Genomic DNA, 17,149 nt, shown 5'->3' with positions numbered 1-17,149 from the left:
ATGTACGAACTCTTCGCGGACCTCGGCAGCTGGCTGACCGACGCCGGGCAGTGGCAGGGCCCGGACGGCATCGCCCACCGCCTCACCGAGCACCTCCAGTACTCGCTCCTCGCAACCCTGATCGCGACGGTGATCGCCCTCCCGGTCGGCCTGCTCATCGGGCATACGGGGCGCGGCGCCTTCCTCGCGATCAACCTCTCGTCGTTCGGCCGGGCGCTCCCCACGGTCGGCCTGGTGGTGCTGGTCTTCCTGGCCAGCGGACTGTCGATGACCCCGGTGTACGTGGCCCTGGTCGCCCTCGCCGTCCCGTCGATCGTCACCAACACCTACGCCGGTATGACGGCCGTCGACCCGGAGGTCAAGGACGCCGCCCGCGGCCAGGGCATGCGCGGTCACCAGATCCTGTGGCAGGTGGAACTCCCCCTCGCCCTCCCTCTGATCATGACCGGCCTGCGCCTCGCCCTGATCCAGGTCGTGGCCACCGCCACGGTCGCCGCCTACGTCAGCTTCGGCGGCCTCGGCCGGTACGTCTTCGACGGCCTGGCCCAGCGCGACCTGGTCCAGGTGCTGGGCGGCGCGGTCCTGGTGGCGGTCGTGGCCGTCGCCCTGGACCTCGCCCTGTCCGGACTCCAGCGCATCCTCTTCCGTCACCGCACCGCCTGAGGAGACCATCCATGACCCGCACTCCCCACCACTCCACCCGCCGCTCGCTGCTGGGCGGTCTCCTCGCCGCGGCCGCCGTCCCCGCACTCGCGGCCTGCAGCAGCGGCATCACCTCGCTCGACGGCCAGGGCGGAGGTGACAGCAGCGGCGGCGGCTCCAGCGCGGGCGGCCTCACCATCGGCACGGCCAACTTCACCGAGAACCAGGTGCTCGGCCACCTGTACGCCGAAGCCCTGCAGGCCGCCGGCGTGAAGACGAAGGTCCGCGCCAACCTGGGTACCCGCGAGATCCTCATCCCCGCCCTCAAGGGCGGCGACATCGATCTGCTCCCCGAGTACCAGGGCGCGCTCCTGCACTACCTCGCCCCGAAGGCGAAGGCCACCGAGGAGGGCGAGATGCAGAACGCCCTGGCCATCGCCCTCCCCAAGGGCCTCCAGATCCTCCCGTACGGCATGGCGGAGGACTCGGACGCCTTCGTCGTCACCCCCGCGACCGCGAAGAAGTACGGCCTGACCTCCCTCGCCGACCTGGCGAAGCAGAACGGCAAGCTCGTCATCGGCGCGGCCCCCGAGGTGAAGAAGCGGGCGGTCGGGGCGGTCGGCCTGAAGGACGTGTACGGGGTCGAGTTCAAGGAGTTCAAGTCCCTGGACTCCTCCGGCCCGCTGGTCAAGGGCGCCCTGAAGAAGGGGGACGTCGACGTCGCCAACCTCTTCACCACCGACACGGACATCGCCGCCGAGGGGTGGGTGGTCCTCACCGACCCCAAGAACCTGATCCCCGGTCAGCACGTGGTCCCCCTGATCGCGGACCGCGCTGCGGACTCCACGGTCCGCAGGGCGCTGGCCCGGCTCGGCGCCGCGCTCACGACGAAGGACCTCACGGAGCTCAACCGGCTGGTGGACAAGGACAAGAAGGACCCGGAGGACGTGGCGCACGACTGGGCCGCGGCGCACGGCCTGACAGCGAAGTAAGAGGAAAAAGGAGCATCACCCCATGGCCGACTCCCTCGTCGAGCGCCGCTCGATCGACGTCGTACCCGACGACGAACGGCACGGCACCGCGTTCTCCCAGTTCACCCTCTGGCTGGGTGCGAACCTCCAGATCACCGCGGTGGTCAGCGGGGCGCTCGCGGTCATCTTCGGCGGTGGCGCCTTCTGGTCCCTGATCGGTCTGCTGACCGGCAATCTGCTCGGCGGAGCGGTGATGTCGCTGCACTCGGCGCAGGGCCCCCGGCTCGGGCTGCCCCAGATGATCTCCAGCCGGGCGCAGTTCGGCGTGCGGGGCGCGGTCGTGCCGCTGCTCCTCGTCGTCGTGATGTACGTCGGCTTCTTCGCCAGCGGCAGTGTGCTGGCCGGCCAGGCGGTCGGCCGGCTCACTCATCTCGGGGAGACCCCCGGCATCCTCGTCTTCGCCGCGGTCACCGCGCTGATGGCGGCGATCGGTTACCGGGTCGTGCACGCCCTCGGCCGGGTCGCCAGCGTGGTCTGCGCACTGGCCTTCGTCTACCTCGGCATCCGGCTGCTGGACCGGATCGATCTCGGCGCCACCCTCGCCGGGCGCGCCTTCGACCTGCCGATGTTCCTGCTCGCGGTGTCGATCGCGGCGTCCTGGCAGCTGGCGTTCGGGCCCTATGTCGCGGACTACTCGCGCTACCTGCCGCGTGCCACGAGCGCCCGCGCCACCTTCTGGTGGACGCTGGCCGGCACGGCGCTCGGCTCCCAGTGGTCCATGACCTTCGGGGTGCTGGTCGCGGCGTCCGCGGGTGAGGCGTTCCTCGACGACCAGGTCGGCTACGTCGTCTCGCTGGGCGGCGCCGGGCTGATCGCCTCGCTGCTCTACTTCGTGATCGCGCTCGGCAAACTCACCATCAACGTGCTGAACACCTACGGCGGTTTCATGTCGATGGTGACCGGCATCAGCGGCTTCCGCGGGCAGCGGTCGCTCTCGCCGCGCGGCCGCTCCGCCTACATCGCCGTCATCATGGTCGCGGGGACGGCGGTCGCCCTGCTCGGCAAGGACACCTTCCTCACCTCGTTCAAGGACTTCCTGCTCTTCCTGCTGACCTTCTTCACCCCGTGGTCGGCGATCAACCTGGTCGACTACTACCTGATATCGCGCGAGCGGTACGACATCCCGGCACTGTCCGACCCGGGCGGCCGCTACGGTGCCTGGCGCTGGGACGCGCTGACGGTGTACGCCGTGGGCATCGTCGCTCAGCTCCCCTTCCTGGCGACGACCTTCTGCACCGGCCCGCTGGTGGAGCCACTGGGCGGCGCGGACATCTCGTGGATGATCGGCCTGCTGGTGCCCGCGCTGCTGTACTGGCTGCTCGCCCGCCGCGACACCAGCCACATCCCGACCACCACGATCACCCCGGCGGACCGGGTCCCGGCGGCCTGATCCGGGCCGCGCACGATCCGCACCGCACCGGCGGTCCGCCGGGCGGACAGGGGGGTTAGCCCTACTGTGCCGGGCCCCCGCGCTCCGTACCGTTGGAGCATGGAAGCCCGCGACCCCGAGCTCAAGAGCGAGCTCAACGCCACCCTCCAGGCCCGCAGCGAGCTGGGGCCCGAGTACGAGTCCGCGCTCATCGACTCGTTCCTGGAGAAGGTCGACCAGCGTCTCGACGTCACCCTCGACCGGCGCGTCCGCCGCCATCTCGCCGAACAGCGGACGGCGGTCGCCCGGGGCCCCCGGACGCCCCGTGACCCGCTGGGGAGCTTCGGCGAACGGTTCGGGTTCGGGATCGTCTCGCTGGTACTGGCCATCCCGCTGTCCGCGATCGGGGTCGCGAACGCCGGGATCGGCGGGCTCGTCGTGGCCTGGCTGGGCATCGTCGGGGTGAACGTCGCCCAGGCCGCCCGCGCCCGGCCGCTGTTCCGGCGCCCGCCGGAGCGTACGGAGTCCGACTGGGAGGACTGAGCGTCCCGGCCCGAGGCGGACGGCGGTCACGCCTGGCGCGTGGGGAGCACGATCAGCTGGCGCAGGTTGACGTGGCGCGGGCGGCTGGCGGTGTAGGCGACCAGGTCTGCGATGTCCTCGCCGGACAGGGACCCCAGCGCGTCGAACATGCCGTCCAGCCGGCCCGCGAGTTCGGCGTTGTCGATGTGGCTGCCCAGTTCCGTGTCGGTGAGGCCCGGCTCGATGTTGGTGACGCGCACGTCCCGCGGGCCGAACTCCGTGCGCAGGGATGCCGACAGATGGCTGAGCGCCGCCTTCGTCGCCCCGTACACGGCGTAGTCGGGGAACGTGATGTGCGCGCCGATCGACGAGATGTTCACCAGGTCCGCGGTGCGGCCGTCGGCGGCGGCCGCGAACAGGTCGGATGTGAAGGCCCGGATGATCCGCAGTGCGCCCGACACATTGGTGTCGAGCATCCGCTGCCACTCGTCGGTACGGCCCTCGCCCACCGGGTTCGGCAGCATCACTCCGGCCGCGTTGACCACCAGGTCGACCCGGCCGAAGGCGGTGTGGATCCGTTCGGCAGCCGCGTCGACGGAATCCTGGTCGGTGACGTCGGCCGCCACGACCAGCGCCTCGCCGCCTTCCGCCGCGATCTTGGCGGCCACCTCCTCCAGCCGCTCCGCCCGCCGGGCCAGCAACGCGACCCTGGCTCCCTGGGCCGCGAGCAGGACCGCCGTGGCGGCGCCCATGCCGCTGGCGGCTCCGGTGACGACGGCGGTGCGGCCTGCGAGGGACTCGTACGACATGACGTGCTCCTTGTGTTCCGGGATGGCCGCCGGGCTCTCCCCGGTGGCGGGTACCACTCTTCGCCGCCCGGCACCCGCCACCCAGGGCTGTGTCCTTCCTGGGTCCGGCAGTACCAGGCTCCGCTCCGGCCCGTCTCCTAGGATCGAACGCATGGATGGGGACCTGGGAGACTTTCTCCGCTCGCGACGCGCACGGATCCAGCCCGAGGACGTGGGTCTGCAGCCATACGGCCGGCGCCGGGTTCCCGGACTGCGCCGCGAGGAGGTCGCACAGCTCGCGGGGGTGAGCGTCGACTACTACATCCGGCTGGAGCAGGGACGCGGGCCGAGCGTCTCGGACGCGGTGCTCGACGCGATCGGCCGGGTGCTGCGGCTGGACGGGACGGAACTGGAGTATCTGCACACCGTGGCCCGGCCGGGCGCGAAGGCGCGCGGCGAACGGCCGGACGCCGCGCGGCGGGTACGGCCCGGGCTGCGGCTGCTGCTGGACACCATCGACCGGGCCCCGGCGTTCGTACTGGGCCGCCGGATGGACGTACTGGCCTGGAACGCCCTCGGCGACGCCCTCGTCGGCTTCTCCCGGATGCCCGCCGCCGCGCGCAACATGCCGCGCCAGGTGTTCCTGGAACCGGCGGCGCGCGAGCTGTACCCGGAGTGGGCGGCGGTCGCGGCAGAGACGGTCGCGCATCTGCGCCTGGACGCCGGGCTGCACCCGACGGACAGACAGCTCGCCACGCTGGTCGGCGAGCTGTCGTTGCGGAGCGAGGACTTCCGGCGGCTGTGGGCGGATCACCAGGTGAAGGCGAAGACGTACGGGGTCAAGCGCATCCAGCACCCCGTGGCGGGCGAGCTGACCCTTCCGTACGAGACGCTGGCGCTGCCCGGAGACCCCGACCGGTCGCTGGTCGTCTACACGCCGGAGCCGGGTACCGAGACCGCGGAGCGGATCGCGCTGCTGGCGAGCTGGGCGGCCGCGCCTGCCGGGTGAACGGCCGTTGGCCGCGGGCCGGCGCAGGGAAGGTCATATCGCGGGGACCGCCGCACCCCCGGTTTCCCAGGGGGCGGGACGACGGCGGTCCCCGCGAGGGACGCGTTTCCGGGTCAGGGCCGGTGCGCGCGTCCTGGCGACAGTGGAGGTCCGGGAGCCGCTCCGTCGTCCGTGTCGCCGTTTCGGGTGCCGGCGGGTTTCCCTGCCGACACCCACCAATGTGCCGGATCCTTGTTAAGCCGGTGCTGCGTGTACGTGACGTGCTCGTACCGTTTCCGCGAAGCCCCGGCCTGCCCCTACTGCTTCGGGCCGGCCTCCTTCGCCAGGAAGGCCAGCAGGTCCTGCCTGCTCACGACCCCCTTCGGCTTGCCCTCCACCAGCACGATCGCCGCGTCGGAGCCGCCCTCGCCGCTGAGCACCGACATCAGGTCCTCGACCGGTTCGCCGGAGCCGACCTGCGGCAGCGGCGTCGACATGTGCTTCTCCAGCGGGTCGGTGAGCGAGGCGCGCTGCGCGAACAGCGCGTTCAGCAGCTCCCGCTCGACGACCGAGCCGATGATCTCGGCGGCCATGACGTCCGGGTGGCCGGCGCCCGGCTTCACGATCGGCATCTGCGACACGCCGTACTCGCGCAGCACCTCGATCGCCTCGCCGACGGTCTCCTCGGGGTGCATGTGGACGAGCGTCGGCAGCGGTCCGTCCTTGTGGTCGAGCACGTCGCCGACGCGGGCGGACGAACCCGTGTCTTCCAGGAAGCCGTAGTCGGCCATCCACTCGTCGTTGAAGATCTTGCTCAGGTAGCCACGGCCGCTGTCCGGCAGGAGTACGACGACCACGTCGTCCGGTCCGAGACGCTGCGCCACCTCCAGGGCCGCCACGACCGCCATGCCGCAGGAGCCGCCGACCAACAGCCCCTCCTCCTTGGCGAGGCGACGGGTCATCTGGAAGGAGTCCTTGTCGGATACGGCGACGATCTCGTCCGTGACCGTGCGGTCGTACGCGCTCGGCCAGAAGTCCTCGCCGACGCCCTCGACCAGGTAGGGGCGGCCGGAGCCGCCGGAGTAGACCGAGCCCTCCGGGTCCGCGCCGACGACCGTCACCGAGCCGCCGCTGATCTCCTTGAGGTAGCGGCCGGTGCCGGTGATCGTGCCGCCGGTGCCGACGCCCGCCACGAAGTGGGTGATCTTCCCGTCCGTCTGCTCCCACAGCTCGGGACCGGTGGTCTCGTAGTGCGAGCGCGGGTTGTTCGGGTTCGAGTACTGGTCGGGCTTCCAGGCGCCGGGCGTCTCACGGACCAGCCGGTCCGAGACGTTGTAGTACGAGTCGGGGTGCTCCGGGTCGACGGCCGTCGGGCAGACGACGACCTCCGCGCCGTAGGCGCGCAGCACGTTGATCTTGTCCGTGGACACCTTGTCCGGACAGACGAAGATGCACTTGTAACCCTTCTGCTGCGCGACGATCGCCAGGCCGACGCCTGTGTTGCCGCTCGTCGGCTCGACGATCGTGCCGCCGGGCTGCAGCGCGCCGCTCTCCTCGGCGGCCTCGATCATGCGCAGGGCGATCCGGTCCTTCACCGAACCGCCGGGGTTGAAGTACTCGACCTTGGCCAGCACCGTCGCCTGGATGCCGGCCGTCACACTGCGCAGCCTCACCAGCGGGGTGTTGCCAACGAGACTGATCATCGAATCGTGAAATTGCACCGTGATACTCCGGGGTCTCCGAGATGGTGCGGCAAGGGTATGCGTACGGGCATGAGATTGGGCGAAGCGATTGGGCGACCGCCCCTACGGGGCAGTTAGCTCTGTGTACGGCGGTACGGCAACGAGGAGGTGGACCGGACTGTGTCGAGGGCAAGGGTGGCGCGGCGGATCGCGGCGGGCGCGGCCTACGGCGGCGGCAGTATCGGACTGCTCGGCGCGGCGGCGGCAGGCGTGTTGGTGGCGGAGGTCCAGCTGGCGAAGCGGCAGGTGGGCGGCGGTGTCGCACCGGTTCCACCGAGCGCGGACGGACGGTACGGGGTGGCGTTCACCGGCCCCGCCGAGCCGTTGCGGCTCGGGCTGCTCGGCGACTCCACGGCGGCCGGTCAGGGGGTGCGCAGAGCCGGCCAGACGCCTGGGGCGCTGCTCGCCTCGGGGCTCGCGGCGGTCTCCGAACGGCCGGTGGACCTGCGGAACGTCGCTCAGCCGGGGGCCCGTTCGGACGATCTGGAGCGACAGGTCTCGCTCCTGCTCGCCGACACGGCCCGTACCCCCGACGTCTGCGTGATCATGATCGGGGCCAACGACGTGACGCACCGGATGCCCGCCACCCAGTCGGTGCGGTGCCTGACCACCGCCGTGCGCAGGCTGCGTACGGCGGGTGCGGAGGTGGTCGTCGGGACCTGCCCGGATCTGGGCACGATCGAGCCGGTCTACCAGCCGCTGCGCTGGCTGGCCAGGAGGGCGAGCCGTCAGCTGGCGGCCGCGCAGACGATCGGCTCGGTGGAGCAGGGCGGGCGCACGGTGTCGCTGGGCGACCTGCTGGGGCCGGAGTTCGAGGCCAATCCGCGCGAGCTGTTCGGCCCGGACAACTACCATCCGTCGGCCGAGGGGTACGCGACGGCGGCGATGGCGCTGTTGCCGACCCTGTGTGCCGTGCTGGGCCTGTGGCCGGAGTCCGACCGTCTCGACGGGGCGCGGCGCGAGGACATGCTGCCGGTGGCCAAGGCGGCCTCCCAGGCAGCCCGGGAGGCCGGTACGGAGGTCACGGGCGCGCGGGCGCCGTGGGCGCTGCTCAAGCACCGCAGGCGCCGTCGTCTGCCCTCGGCCACGGAGCCGCACCCGGCCCCGACCCCGGACGGACAGCACCCGAACGGACAGCATCCCGACGGGCAGCATCCGAACGGACGGTATCCCGACGGGCAGCGCCCCGACGGACAGCGTCCGGACGGACGGCTGGACAGGGATCCCCGGGCGGGCGGGGACGCGGGCACGGGTCCCACACCCCGGACCGCCTGAGCGGTCGCTTAGAAAAGAGGTCCGCATCACACGGCCTGCCGGGTGACCTCGGCGATACGTACGGGTAACTTCCAAGTCAGCCCCGGCTGAGTCCTGCTCGGTCCCGGCCCGGCTCCGCTCGGACCCGCCGAGCGCCGCCCGGTCCGGCCGAGCCCCGCTCGGCCCCGATCAGCCCAGACAGCCAGCCTTCCAGCCCTCATGGAGCCGCGTGATGCCCGAAGCCGTGATCGTCTCTGCTGCCCGTTCCCCCATCGGCCGGGCCTTCAAGGGCTCGCTGAAGGATCTGCGGGCCGACGACCTGACCGCCACGATCATTCAGACCGCGCTGGCCAAGGTTCCCGAGCTGGACCCGAAGGACATCGACGACCTGATGCTCGGCTGCGGCCTCCCCGGCGGCGAGCAGGGCAACAACCTGGGCCGGATCATCGCCGTACAGATGGGGATGGACCACCTTCCCGGCTGCACGGTCACCCGCTACTGCTCGTCCTCGCTGCAGACCAGCCGCATGGCGCTGCACGCCATCAAGGCCGGTGAGGGTGACGTCTTCATCTCCGCCGGTGTCGAGATGGTGTCCCGCTTCGTGAAGGGCAACTCCGACAGCCTGCCGGACACGCACAACCCGCTCTTCGCCGAGGCCGAGGCCCGTACCGCCGCCCGCGCCGAGGAGTCCGGGGCGCACTGGCACGACCCGCGCGAGGACGGCCTGGTGCCGGACGCGTACATCGCGATGGGCCAGACCGCGGAGAACCTGGCCCGGCTCAAGGGCGTCACCCGCCAGGACATGGACGAGTTCGGGGTGCGGTCGCAGAACCTCGCCGAGGAGGCCCTCAAGAACGGCTTCTGGGCGCGGGAGATCACCCCGGTGACGACCCCCGACGGCACGGTCGTCTCGCAGGACGACGGTCCGCGCGCGGGCGTCACCCTGGAGGGTGTGCAGGGCCTGAAGCCGGTCTTCCGCCCCGACGGCCTGGTCACCGCGGCCAACTGCTGCCCGCTCAACGACGGCGCGGCCGCACTCGTGATCATGTCCGACACCAAGGCGCGCGAGCTCGGCCTGACGCCGCTGGCCCGGATCGTGTCGACCGGCGTCTCCGGCCTCTCCCCCGAGATCATGGGATACGGACCGGTGGAGGCGAGCAAGCAGGCGCTGAAGCGCGCCGGGCTGACCGTCGACGACATCGACCTGGCCGAGATCAACGAGGCGTTCGCCGCCCAGGTGATCCCCTCCTACCGCGACCTCGGCCTGCCGCTGGAGAAGGTCAACGTCAACGGTGGCGCGATCGCCGTCGGCCACCCCTTCGGCATGACCGGCGCCCGGATCACCGGCACGCTGATCAACAGCCTGCAGTTCCACGACAAGCAGTTCGGCCTGGAGACCATGTGCGTGGGCGGCGGCCAGGGCATGGCGATGGTCATCGAGCGTCTGAGCTGAGCCCGGCGGGGACGGAGCCGGTCGCCGCACCGTCCGGCCGGCTCCTCCCGCACCCTCGGACCGTCCGCTCCCGCCGGACAATGGCCGGTTCCGAGCCCCGACCGTGACCGAATCTCCCCCAGGATGTGATCTATGTCCCGGGGGAGATTCGTTTCCGCAGGTCACACCAGCATCAGGGGGTAACCCCAGGCACAAATACCTGTCCAATTCGTGACGTAATGCACTGACACCGGGCACGGGGAGAGGACAAGCTGATGTAGGAAGTCGGGGGATCGATTGAAACCGGGAGTATGTCAGTGAGCATCATGCCTCTTGCCCTGTTGCTGACCACCGCCGCCGCGACGGCAGTGGGCGCTGCTGCTCTGCACGCCGCTCACGGGCTGCGCAAGCAGGTCACGGCTCTGCGGACGGAGCTGGCCGCCGGCCACGCCCGTGGCGCCGCGGTGCCGCAGCAGATCAGGAGCATTGCCACCCCCGCCGCCGAGATACGCGCGGCCGTCGCCGAGGCACTCGCCGAGGAACGCGAGCGCGAGCTCGCCGAGGCCCGCGCCTTCTGGGCCTCCCAGGAGGCGCGTGACGCCGCCGACACCCCGTCCCTGCTGGGCGGTCTTTCCGGGCTCGGCGAGGACGCGCCGTTCTTCATGCCGCGCCAGGCGGACTTCGCGGGCCTGGAAGCGATGGGCATCGACGCCACCGAGGCGCTCGACGAGCTGACGGAACTGGCAGAGTTGGCCGACGTGACCGAGCTGCCGGAGATGCCGGAGTACGCCGAGGACTCGCCGGAGCTGGCCGCGGCCCGTCGCCGCCACCCCTCCCACCCCGATTTCGTACCGGTGCAGACGCCGGTCGTCACCGACCACGAGCGCACCGTGACCCGGCTGGAGGAGCTCGCCGACAGCCGGACCGAGCTCGCCGATGTCCGCCCCGGCCCGCTCGGCACGCTCGACGTGTACGTCTTCGCCGACGGCACCACGCTCTGTATGACCCCCGGCCACCGCGAGACGGCCGAGCGCCTCGCCGAGGCGCTGCTGGCGGGTGAGCACCCGGTGCTGCTGGGCGGCTCCGGCGTGTCCGGCGCGTACGCCCTGACCTTCTCCTGCGGCAAGGAGAACGTCTACATTCTCGCCGACCGCGTCATCGCCTCGTTCTGACCCAGGGGCGCTCCACGCTCCCCCGGCCCGCGCGGCGGTCCTCGACGGCCGCTGCCCCGGCAACCACGGCCCGTCCACCGGACGGCCGCTACGCGAATGCCCGGGCGGTCGCCTCCTCCACGAACCGTACGGCCTCGTCCAGCTCCACGGACGGGGCCTTTTCCAGTGCCACCGCCAGATCCCGCCCCGCGACGGCGAGTTGGTCGCCGATGGCGAAGATCCCGGCGTCCGGCATGATGCGCGGCTCCAGGTCCGGCGCCTCGACGCGCTGGGCCCGTACGGCCAATTCCCTGGCCGTGGCCAGCCCTTCGGCGGCCGCTCCGCGCTGGAGCCTGCTCTGCGGGGCGGCGCGAAGCCGGTCGGCGAACCGGTCCACGGCAATGATCAACAGGGTCGTATCGTGCACTCCGCGACCCTACGCGCCGGGTCGGGATGGTTGCCAACGGGCCTGGGCTCGGGCACGGTGTCGGGAAGGACCAGCAACGCGCAATGCGTCGGAGGCGCCGATGTCCCATGTCTTCTCCGAAGAAACCCATCGCAATCTGCTCTCCCGGATCCCTCACTGCACCGGTCGCGAAGTCGTCGACTGGCTTCGCACCGTCGACGAGGGTCCAGCCCTCCGGTTCGACGAGAAGGTCAGCTGGCTGCGGAGCGAGCACGACCTCGCCTACGGACACGCGAAGGCGCTCGTCCACGAGTACGACCTGAGGCGGGCGGCTCGGAAGCTGCTCTAGTGCTGTGACCGGATGATGCCGGGCACGCATGCCTGCCCGGTCCGGACGAAAATCCCCAGGCGTACGCACACCCGGCCCGCACGAGAGACCGGACCGACGGAAACGGCCCGCAGGCGCTGAGCCTGCGGGCCGTTCCGTCGTACGTGCGGGCGGTACGGTCAGTCGTCGCCGCTGAGGATGGAGAAGAGGCGCAGCATCTCCAGGTAGATCCACACCAGCGTCATGGTGAGGCCGAAGGCCGCCAGCCATGACTCCTCGCGCGGGGCGCCGAACGCGATGCCGTCCTCGACCTGCTTGAAGTCCAGGGCCAGGAAGCAGGCGCCGAGGATGATCCCGATGACGCCGAAGAGGATGCCGAGACCGCCGGAGCGGAAGCCCAGGCCGTCACCGCCGCCGAAGACGGCGAACAGCAGGTTGACCACCATCAGGAGCATGAAGCCCACGGCGGCGGCCATCACGAAGCCGTAGAAACGGCGGGTGACCCGGATCCAGCGCATCTTGTACGCGACGAGCACGCCGGCGAAGACACACATGGTGCCCAGCACCGCCTGCACCACGACGTCCGTGCCGATCGCGGTGTTGAAATACTTCCGGCGCCCACCACCGGCTGTCGCGGCGGCCGGCGCTCGCGGCCAAGGGTGCCGCGACCGCCTTCTCGGCGCGGGACGGCCGGTGCCCGCCGGCTCCACGTCGCCGGACCTCTCCGGCCACTCCGTACCCGCGCGGGGTCCACCTTCCCGCCGACCGGTCCTGAAACTCGTCTTTCGCAGGCTTTTCGTTTCCCGCACGCCGACCATGCACGGAAAGTGACGAGCGAGCGACCCACGGAGCGGCCGGACCCGGGAACGGAGACGAGCGGGGAGAGCCGATTTCGCAGGGCGATCGGCCTGCGCGACATGGTGCCCGGAGCCGGACTCGAACCGGCACGCCCCCGAGGGGCAGCGAGGTTTAAGCTCGCCGTGTCTGCATTCCACCATCCGGGCTTGGCGCGCGGCTCCGCGTTGGCACATGACCCTAGCCGGGGGCATCCCCCGATCAGCGGAACAGTGGCGCGATGTTGTCTTATTTTATTGACCGTTTGAGGGTCCGTCAGCACACTTCACAAGCCATAGCCACATGCCTGGGCGGGGTGGCGGGCGCGGCGGCCGTGATCCGGGAATGACGGAAAGTCGCCGCACCCGGACGGCTCACACGTCAGGGGCGCGCCCCCGACCGCCGCGCTTCCGCCACCCACCTAGGCGGAGCGGTCGTTGACGCACCTCAGGACCGGTCGGTTCCCCAGCTCCCTCGGGTCCGCGAGCACCGCGCCCGTGACGCGGAACACGGCGCTCTCCCCGGGCAGCAGAGTGACGAGCATCTCGTCCACCTCGGCCGCCGGGTCCAGCCGGTCGGGGAAGAGGGCGAGGTCCCGCAGGAGCGTGCGGGCAGTCACCACGACCCGGTATCCGGACCCCTCTCCGTCGCTCTCCGTGACCGTCACGTCGTAACGGGCGGGCGGCAGGGCGAGCCGGGTGTCCTCCTCGTAGAACTCGACCGCCCGCACCTCGCCCAGGCGCGCCACCAGCAGCTCCCGGCTGCGGTCGTCCGGCTCGGCGACGGACCGCGGCAGCGGCACCCGGGCGACCGAGCGCGCCGCCGTGCTCACCAGCACCTCCTCCTCGGCCAGCACGGAACCGTCCAGACCGTGCCGGGCCAGTCGCAGGGTGCCGGCCCACGGCGCGGCCGCGTCGTTGACCAGGTGCAGGGCCCCGTCGCGTACGACGAGGAGCCGGTCCGCGTACACCGCCCGGAGCGCGTACCAGAGCGGTTTGCGACGGCCGTCGCCGTCGACCGCGGCCCAGGAGACGACCGGCCAGCAGTCGTTGAGCTGCCAGACGACGGTGCCCATGCAGTACGGAGTGTGCGAGCGGAAGTGGCGGATGCCGAAGGCGACCGCGCGGGCCTGGTTGAGCTGGGTGAGCCAGTGCCAGTCGTCGAAGTCGTCGCCGGGGCTCGGCAGATGGTCGCCGAGGCCGCGCAGCAGTTTTCCGTTGCCGTCCTCCGCCTTCTGGTGGTGGGCGAGCAGCGGGGCGTCGGGGCTGAGGGGGCCGCTGACCGCACGGCGCAGCGTGGCGTGGGCGGGCGGGCCCTGGAAACCGAATTCGGCGACGAAGCGCGGGACCCGGTCCGCGTAGGCGCGGTAGTCGGCGCGGTTCCAGACGTCCCAGATGTGGATCGTGCCGCGGGCCGGGTCCTGCGGGTGCAGTTCGGGGGAACCGGAGTAGGGCGATCCGGGCCAGTACGGGCGGGTGGGGTCGGTGTCGGCGCAGATCGCGGGGAGCAGGTGGTGGTAGTAGCCGTACCCCCAGGTGCGCTCACCCAGCTCCTTCCGCCAGCCCCAGTCGGCGTGGCCCTCCAGGTTCTCGTTGTTGCCGCACCACAGGACGAGGGAGGGGTGCGGGGCGAGACGGACGAGGTTCTCACGGGCCTCGGCCGCCACCTCGTCGTAGAGCGGCTGCTCCTCCGGGTACGCGGCGCAGGCGAACGGGAAGTCCTGCCAGACCAGGAGTCCCTTCTCGTCGGCCAGTTCGTAGAAGTCGTCGCTCTCGTAGAGGCCGCCGCCCCAGACCCGGACCAGGTTGACGCCCGCGGCCAGTGCCTGGTCGAGGCGGTCGGAGATCCGCCGGCGGGTGAGGCGGGCCGGGAAGCAGTCGTCGGGGATCCAGTTGACGCCACGGACGAAGACGGGCTCCCCGTTGACCGAGATCCGGAACCGCTCGCGTTCCAGGGCGACGGACCGGAAGCCGGTCCTGCCCTGCCAGACGTGGTCGCCGAGGCGGACGGTGACGTCGTACAGCGGCTGGTCACCGTGGCTGTGCGGCCACCAGCGCTCGGCGTGCGGCACGCTCAGCACGGTGGTGGCGTGGTCCTGCCCGGCGAGCACGGTGAGCGTGCTCCGCTCCCCCGCCACCTCCACGACCGCCTCCAGTGCCTGCCCGCCGGAGCGGTCGACGCCCAGCGTGACGGCGAGCCGCGGCACGCCGTCCTCCGCGAGGTCGGCGAGCAGCTTCACCGAGGCGATACGCGGGCCGCTCCAGGTCTCCAGGGCGACCGGCCGCCAGATGCCGGAGGTGACCAGGGCCGGCCCCCAGTCCCAGCCGAAGTTGCACGCCATCTTGCGGATGAAGGCGTACGGCTCGGCGTAGGCGCCCGGCCGGTCACCGAGCCGCTCCCGCAGCTCCTCGGCGTAGGTGTACGGGGCGGTGAACCGCACGTCGAGCGTGTTGGTGCCCTCGATGAGCAAGGGGCGGACGGCGAAACGGTAGCTGCGGTGCTGATTGGCGGTGCGGCCGATCTCGGTGCCGTTGAGCAGGACGGTGGCGACGGTGTCCAGCCCGTCGAAGCACAGGGCGGCGTGGTCGTGGCCGTCGTTCGCCCAGTCGAAGGTGGTGCGGTAGGTCCAGTCGGTCCGGCCGATCCAGCCGAGACGGGTCTCGTTGTCGTCCAGGTACGGGTCGTCGATGAGGCCGGCGGCGAGCAGGTCGGTGTGGACGCAGCCGGGCACGGTGGCAGGGACGCCTCCTGTGGGGAGCCCGAGCGGCACGGGGCTGTCGGCGCGCAGCGTCCAGCCGTCGTGCAGGGGCAGGTGGCGAAGGGTCACGCGGGGGTCCTTCCGCAGTCGGGGAGCTGGGCGCAGGCGACGAAGTGGTCCGGCTCGGTCTCGTACAGATCGGTGTCCTGCGCCCCCGCCGCGTGGAAGGCGCAGGTCTCGACGGGCTCGGGCGGTGCCCACGGGACGTTCAGCCGGGGCACGGCCGCCAGCAGGGCGCGGGTGTAGGGGTGGACCGGGTTGCCGAACACCTTCTGGGTGTCGCCGCGTTCGACGACCCTGCCGCGGCGCAGCACCACGGTCCGTTCGGCGAGATAGGTGCCGAGGGCGAGGTCGTGGGTGATGTAGAGGACGCCGAGGCCGCGTTCCTTGAGGCCGGCCAGGAGGTTGAGCACGTCGATGCGGGTCGAGGCGTCGAGCATGCTGGTGATCTCGTCGGCCACCAGGAAACTCAGGTCGAGGAGCAGCGCGCGGGCGATCAGGAGGCGTTGCAGCTGGCCGCCGCTGAGCTGGTGCGGGTAGCGGCCGAGAACCTGTCCGGGGTCCAGGCGCACGTCCCGCACCGCCTTCTCGACGCGGTCGGCCCACTCCTTGTCCGGTACTCCGGGGTGGTAGGCGCGGCGGACGAGGGCGAAGACGCGGTCGGCCCTGAAGACGGGGTTGTAGCAGGAGAAGGGGTCCTGGAAGACGCCCTGGACCCGGCGGTAGAAGTCCTTGCCGGGGCGGACCTCCTTGCCGTCCAGGGTGAGACTCCCCTCGCTGACGCCGGTCAGGCCGAGGATCATCCGGCCGATGGTGGACTTGCCGCTGCCGCTCTCGCCGATGAGGGAGACGACCTCGCCGGGTGCGGCGGTGAAGGACACCCGGTCGACGGCGGTGACGGAACCGCCGCCGAAGGCACCGGCCCGGTAGGTCTTGGTGACGCGGTCGAGGGTCAGCATCAGGCCGCCTTCCAGCATGCGACGGAGTGACGGGGCGCCACTTCGACGACGGGGGGTTCCTCGGCGCACTGCCGGTCGGCGAGAGGGCACCGGTCGCGGAAGCGACAGCCGGCCGGCGGGTCGAGCAGGGAGGGCGGGGAGCCGGCGATGCCCTTCAGCGGCCTGTCCGCGTACCGGGCCCCGACCTCCGGGAGCGAGCCGAGCAGCATTTTGGTGTACGGGTGGCGGGGGTCGGTCGTCAGGACCTTCGTGGGTGCCTTCTCGGCCTGCTTTCCCGCGTACATCACCATGATGGAGTCGGCGATGTGCGAGGTCAGGCCGAGGTCGTGGGTCACGAAGATCATGCTGGTGACCAGGCCCTTGTCGCGCAGCCCGGTGAGTGCGCCGACGACGGCCCGTTGGGTGGAGACGTCGAGCGCGGAGGTGACCTCGTCGGCGATGAGGACGGACGGGTCGAGCAGGGTGGAGATCACCATGACGGTGCGCTGCTTCATGCCGCCGGACAGCTCGATGGGGTAGCGGTCCAGGACGTCGTGGTCCAGGCCCACCAGGTCCAGCCGGCGGCGGAGTTCGTCCGTGTCGACGGAGACGCCGCGCGAGGCGAGGAGTTCGCGGATCATGCGGCCGATCCGCCGGGTCGGGTTGAGGGCGCTCATCGAGTACTGCGGTACGAGCGATATCCGGTGGAACCGGAAGGCGTTCATGGCGCGGTCGTCGGCGATCGGAACGTCCTCGCCGTCGAGGGTGACGGTGCCGCCCGCGTGCCGCATCCGGCCGTCCAGACGGATCAGGGACTTGCCCAGCGTGGTCTTGCCGCAGCCGGACTCGCCCGCCAGGCCCAGGATCTCGCCGTCGGCCAGGTCGAGGCTGACGCCGTCCAGCGCCCGTACCTCGCCCCGCAGGGTGCGGTAGTGGACCCGTAGATCGGTGACGGTCAGGGTCATG

The 17,149-nt window shown here is 71.3% G+C and carries 15 protein-coding genes, 1 tRNA gene and 1 pseudogene; 9 read left to right on the top strand and 8 right to left on the bottom strand.

Annotated features, from left to right (window positions below):
* The 4 genes from ACFVXE_RS06640 (at position 1) to ACFVXE_RS06625 (ending at position 3,585) form a co-directional block, all read left to right on the top strand.
* Complete coding sequence (locus tag ACFVXE_RS06640) at positions 1–663, top strand: ABC transporter permease (protein WP_389669794.1); 663 nt, start codon at positions 1–3, stop codon at positions 661–663.
* Between the two features lie 11 nt (positions 664–674).
* Positions 675–1,634 (top strand): ABC transporter substrate-binding protein, encoded by a 960-nt coding sequence (locus ACFVXE_RS06635; RefSeq protein ID WP_389669792.1) that lies wholly within the window; start codon positions 675–677, stop codon positions 1,632–1,634.
* Positions 1,635–1,656: 22 nt separating this feature from the next.
* Entirely contained in the window at positions 1,657–3,063 is a 1,407-nt protein-coding gene (locus ACFVXE_RS06630; protein ID WP_389669790.1) for a purine-cytosine permease family protein, read from the top strand.
* Between the two features lie 99 nt (positions 3,064–3,162).
* On the top strand, positions 3,163–3,585 hold the full coding sequence (locus ACFVXE_RS06625) for a hypothetical protein (RefSeq protein ID WP_389669789.1): 423 nt from the start codon (positions 3,163–3,165) through the stop codon (positions 3,583–3,585).
* A 26-nt stretch (positions 3,586–3,611) separates the two neighbouring features.
* Here ACFVXE_RS06625 and ACFVXE_RS06620 read toward each other — a convergent pair whose 3' ends face one another.
* Complete coding sequence (locus ACFVXE_RS06620; RefSeq protein ID WP_389669787.1) at positions 3,612–4,373, bottom strand: SDR family oxidoreductase; 762 nt, start codon at positions 4,371–4,373, stop codon at positions 3,612–3,614.
* 151 nt (positions 4,374–4,524) lie between these two features.
* Between ACFVXE_RS06620 and ACFVXE_RS06615 the strand changes: the two genes are divergently transcribed.
* Positions 4,525–5,361 carry a helix-turn-helix transcriptional regulator gene (locus ACFVXE_RS06615; RefSeq protein ID WP_389669785.1) on the top strand — a complete coding sequence of 279 codons (837 nt, stop codon included), beginning with the start codon at positions 4,525–4,527 and terminating at the stop codon, positions 5,359–5,361.
* 296 nt (positions 5,362–5,657) lie between these two features.
* On the opposite strand, the gene ACFVXE_RS06610 is transcribed toward ACFVXE_RS06615, so the two are convergent.
* Complete coding sequence (locus ACFVXE_RS06610; protein WP_389669783.1) at positions 5,658–7,061, bottom strand: cystathionine beta-synthase; 1,404 nt, start codon at positions 7,059–7,061, stop codon at positions 5,658–5,660.
* A gap of 156 nt (positions 7,062–7,217) precedes the next feature.
* Here ACFVXE_RS06610 and ACFVXE_RS06605 point away from each other — a divergent pair, with 156 nt between their 5' ends.
* The 3 genes from ACFVXE_RS06605 to ACFVXE_RS06595 all read left to right on the top strand — a co-directional run bounded on the left by ACFVXE_RS06605 (position 7,218) and on the right by ACFVXE_RS06595 (position 10,940).
* Positions 7,218–8,357, top strand: coding sequence for an SGNH/GDSL hydrolase family protein (locus ACFVXE_RS06605; protein ID WP_389669908.1), 1,140 nt, complete (start codon positions 7,218–7,220; stop codon positions 8,355–8,357).
* A 211-nt stretch (positions 8,358–8,568) separates the two neighbouring features.
* Positions 8,569–9,789: an acetyl-CoA C-acetyltransferase gene (locus ACFVXE_RS06600; protein WP_389669781.1), complete on the top strand. Its 1,221-nt coding sequence runs from the start codon at positions 8,569–8,571 to the stop codon at positions 9,787–9,789.
* 290 nt (positions 9,790–10,079) lie between these two features.
* A complete protein-coding gene (locus ACFVXE_RS06595) occupies positions 10,080–10,940 on the top strand; it encodes a hypothetical protein (protein WP_389669779.1) in 861 nt (286 codons plus the stop codon).
* 88 nt (positions 10,941–11,028) lie between these two features.
* On the opposite strand, the gene ACFVXE_RS06590 is transcribed toward ACFVXE_RS06595, so the two are convergent.
* Positions 11,029–11,346 carry a hypothetical protein gene (locus ACFVXE_RS06590; protein WP_389669777.1) on the bottom strand — a complete coding sequence of 106 codons (318 nt, stop codon included), beginning with the start codon at positions 11,344–11,346 and terminating at the stop codon, positions 11,029–11,031.
* A gap of 100 nt (positions 11,347–11,446) precedes the next feature.
* Between ACFVXE_RS06590 and ACFVXE_RS06585 the strand changes: the two genes are divergently transcribed.
* Complete coding sequence (locus ACFVXE_RS06585) at positions 11,447–11,674, top strand: DUF4287 domain-containing protein (protein ID WP_389669775.1); 228 nt, start codon at positions 11,447–11,449, stop codon at positions 11,672–11,674.
* Between the two features lie 158 nt (positions 11,675–11,832).
* On the opposite strand, the pseudogene ACFVXE_RS06580 reads toward ACFVXE_RS06585, so the two are convergent.
* From ACFVXE_RS06580 to ACFVXE_RS06560, 5 genes and pseudogenes are all read right to left on the bottom strand, one after another.
* Positions 11,833–12,255: pseudogene (locus tag ACFVXE_RS06580) on the bottom strand (Bax inhibitor-1/YccA family protein); the annotation flags it as partial.
* A gap of 316 nt (positions 12,256–12,571) precedes the next feature.
* Positions 12,572–12,657, bottom strand: a tRNA-Leu gene (locus tag ACFVXE_RS06575).
* Between the two features lie 251 nt (positions 12,658–12,908).
* On the bottom strand, positions 12,909–15,314 hold the full coding sequence (locus tag ACFVXE_RS06570) for a glycoside hydrolase family 2 protein (protein WP_389669773.1): 2,406 nt from the start codon (positions 15,312–15,314) through the stop codon (positions 12,909–12,911).
* Complete coding sequence (locus ACFVXE_RS06565; RefSeq protein ID WP_389669771.1) at positions 15,311–16,222, bottom strand: ATP-binding cassette domain-containing protein; 912 nt, start codon at positions 16,220–16,222, stop codon at positions 15,311–15,313. The genes ACFVXE_RS06570 and ACFVXE_RS06565 overlap by 4 nt, the downstream gene beginning before the upstream one ends.
* Positions 16,204–17,148, bottom strand: a complete 945-nt coding sequence (locus tag ACFVXE_RS06560) for an ABC transporter ATP-binding protein (RefSeq protein WP_389669769.1) — start codon at positions 17,146–17,148, stop codon at positions 16,204–16,206. The genes ACFVXE_RS06565 and ACFVXE_RS06560 overlap by 19 nt, the downstream gene beginning before the upstream one ends.
* Position 17,149 lies beyond the last annotated feature (1 nt).

It is taken from the genome of Streptomyces sp. NPDC058231, from assembly GCF_042882275.1.
Classification (GTDB): domain Bacteria; phylum Actinomycetota; class Actinomycetes; order Streptomycetales; family Streptomycetaceae; genus Streptomyces.
The sequence above is the reverse complement of the archived record's forward strand: the minus strand, read 5'-3'. Positions and strand labels throughout refer to the sequence as shown.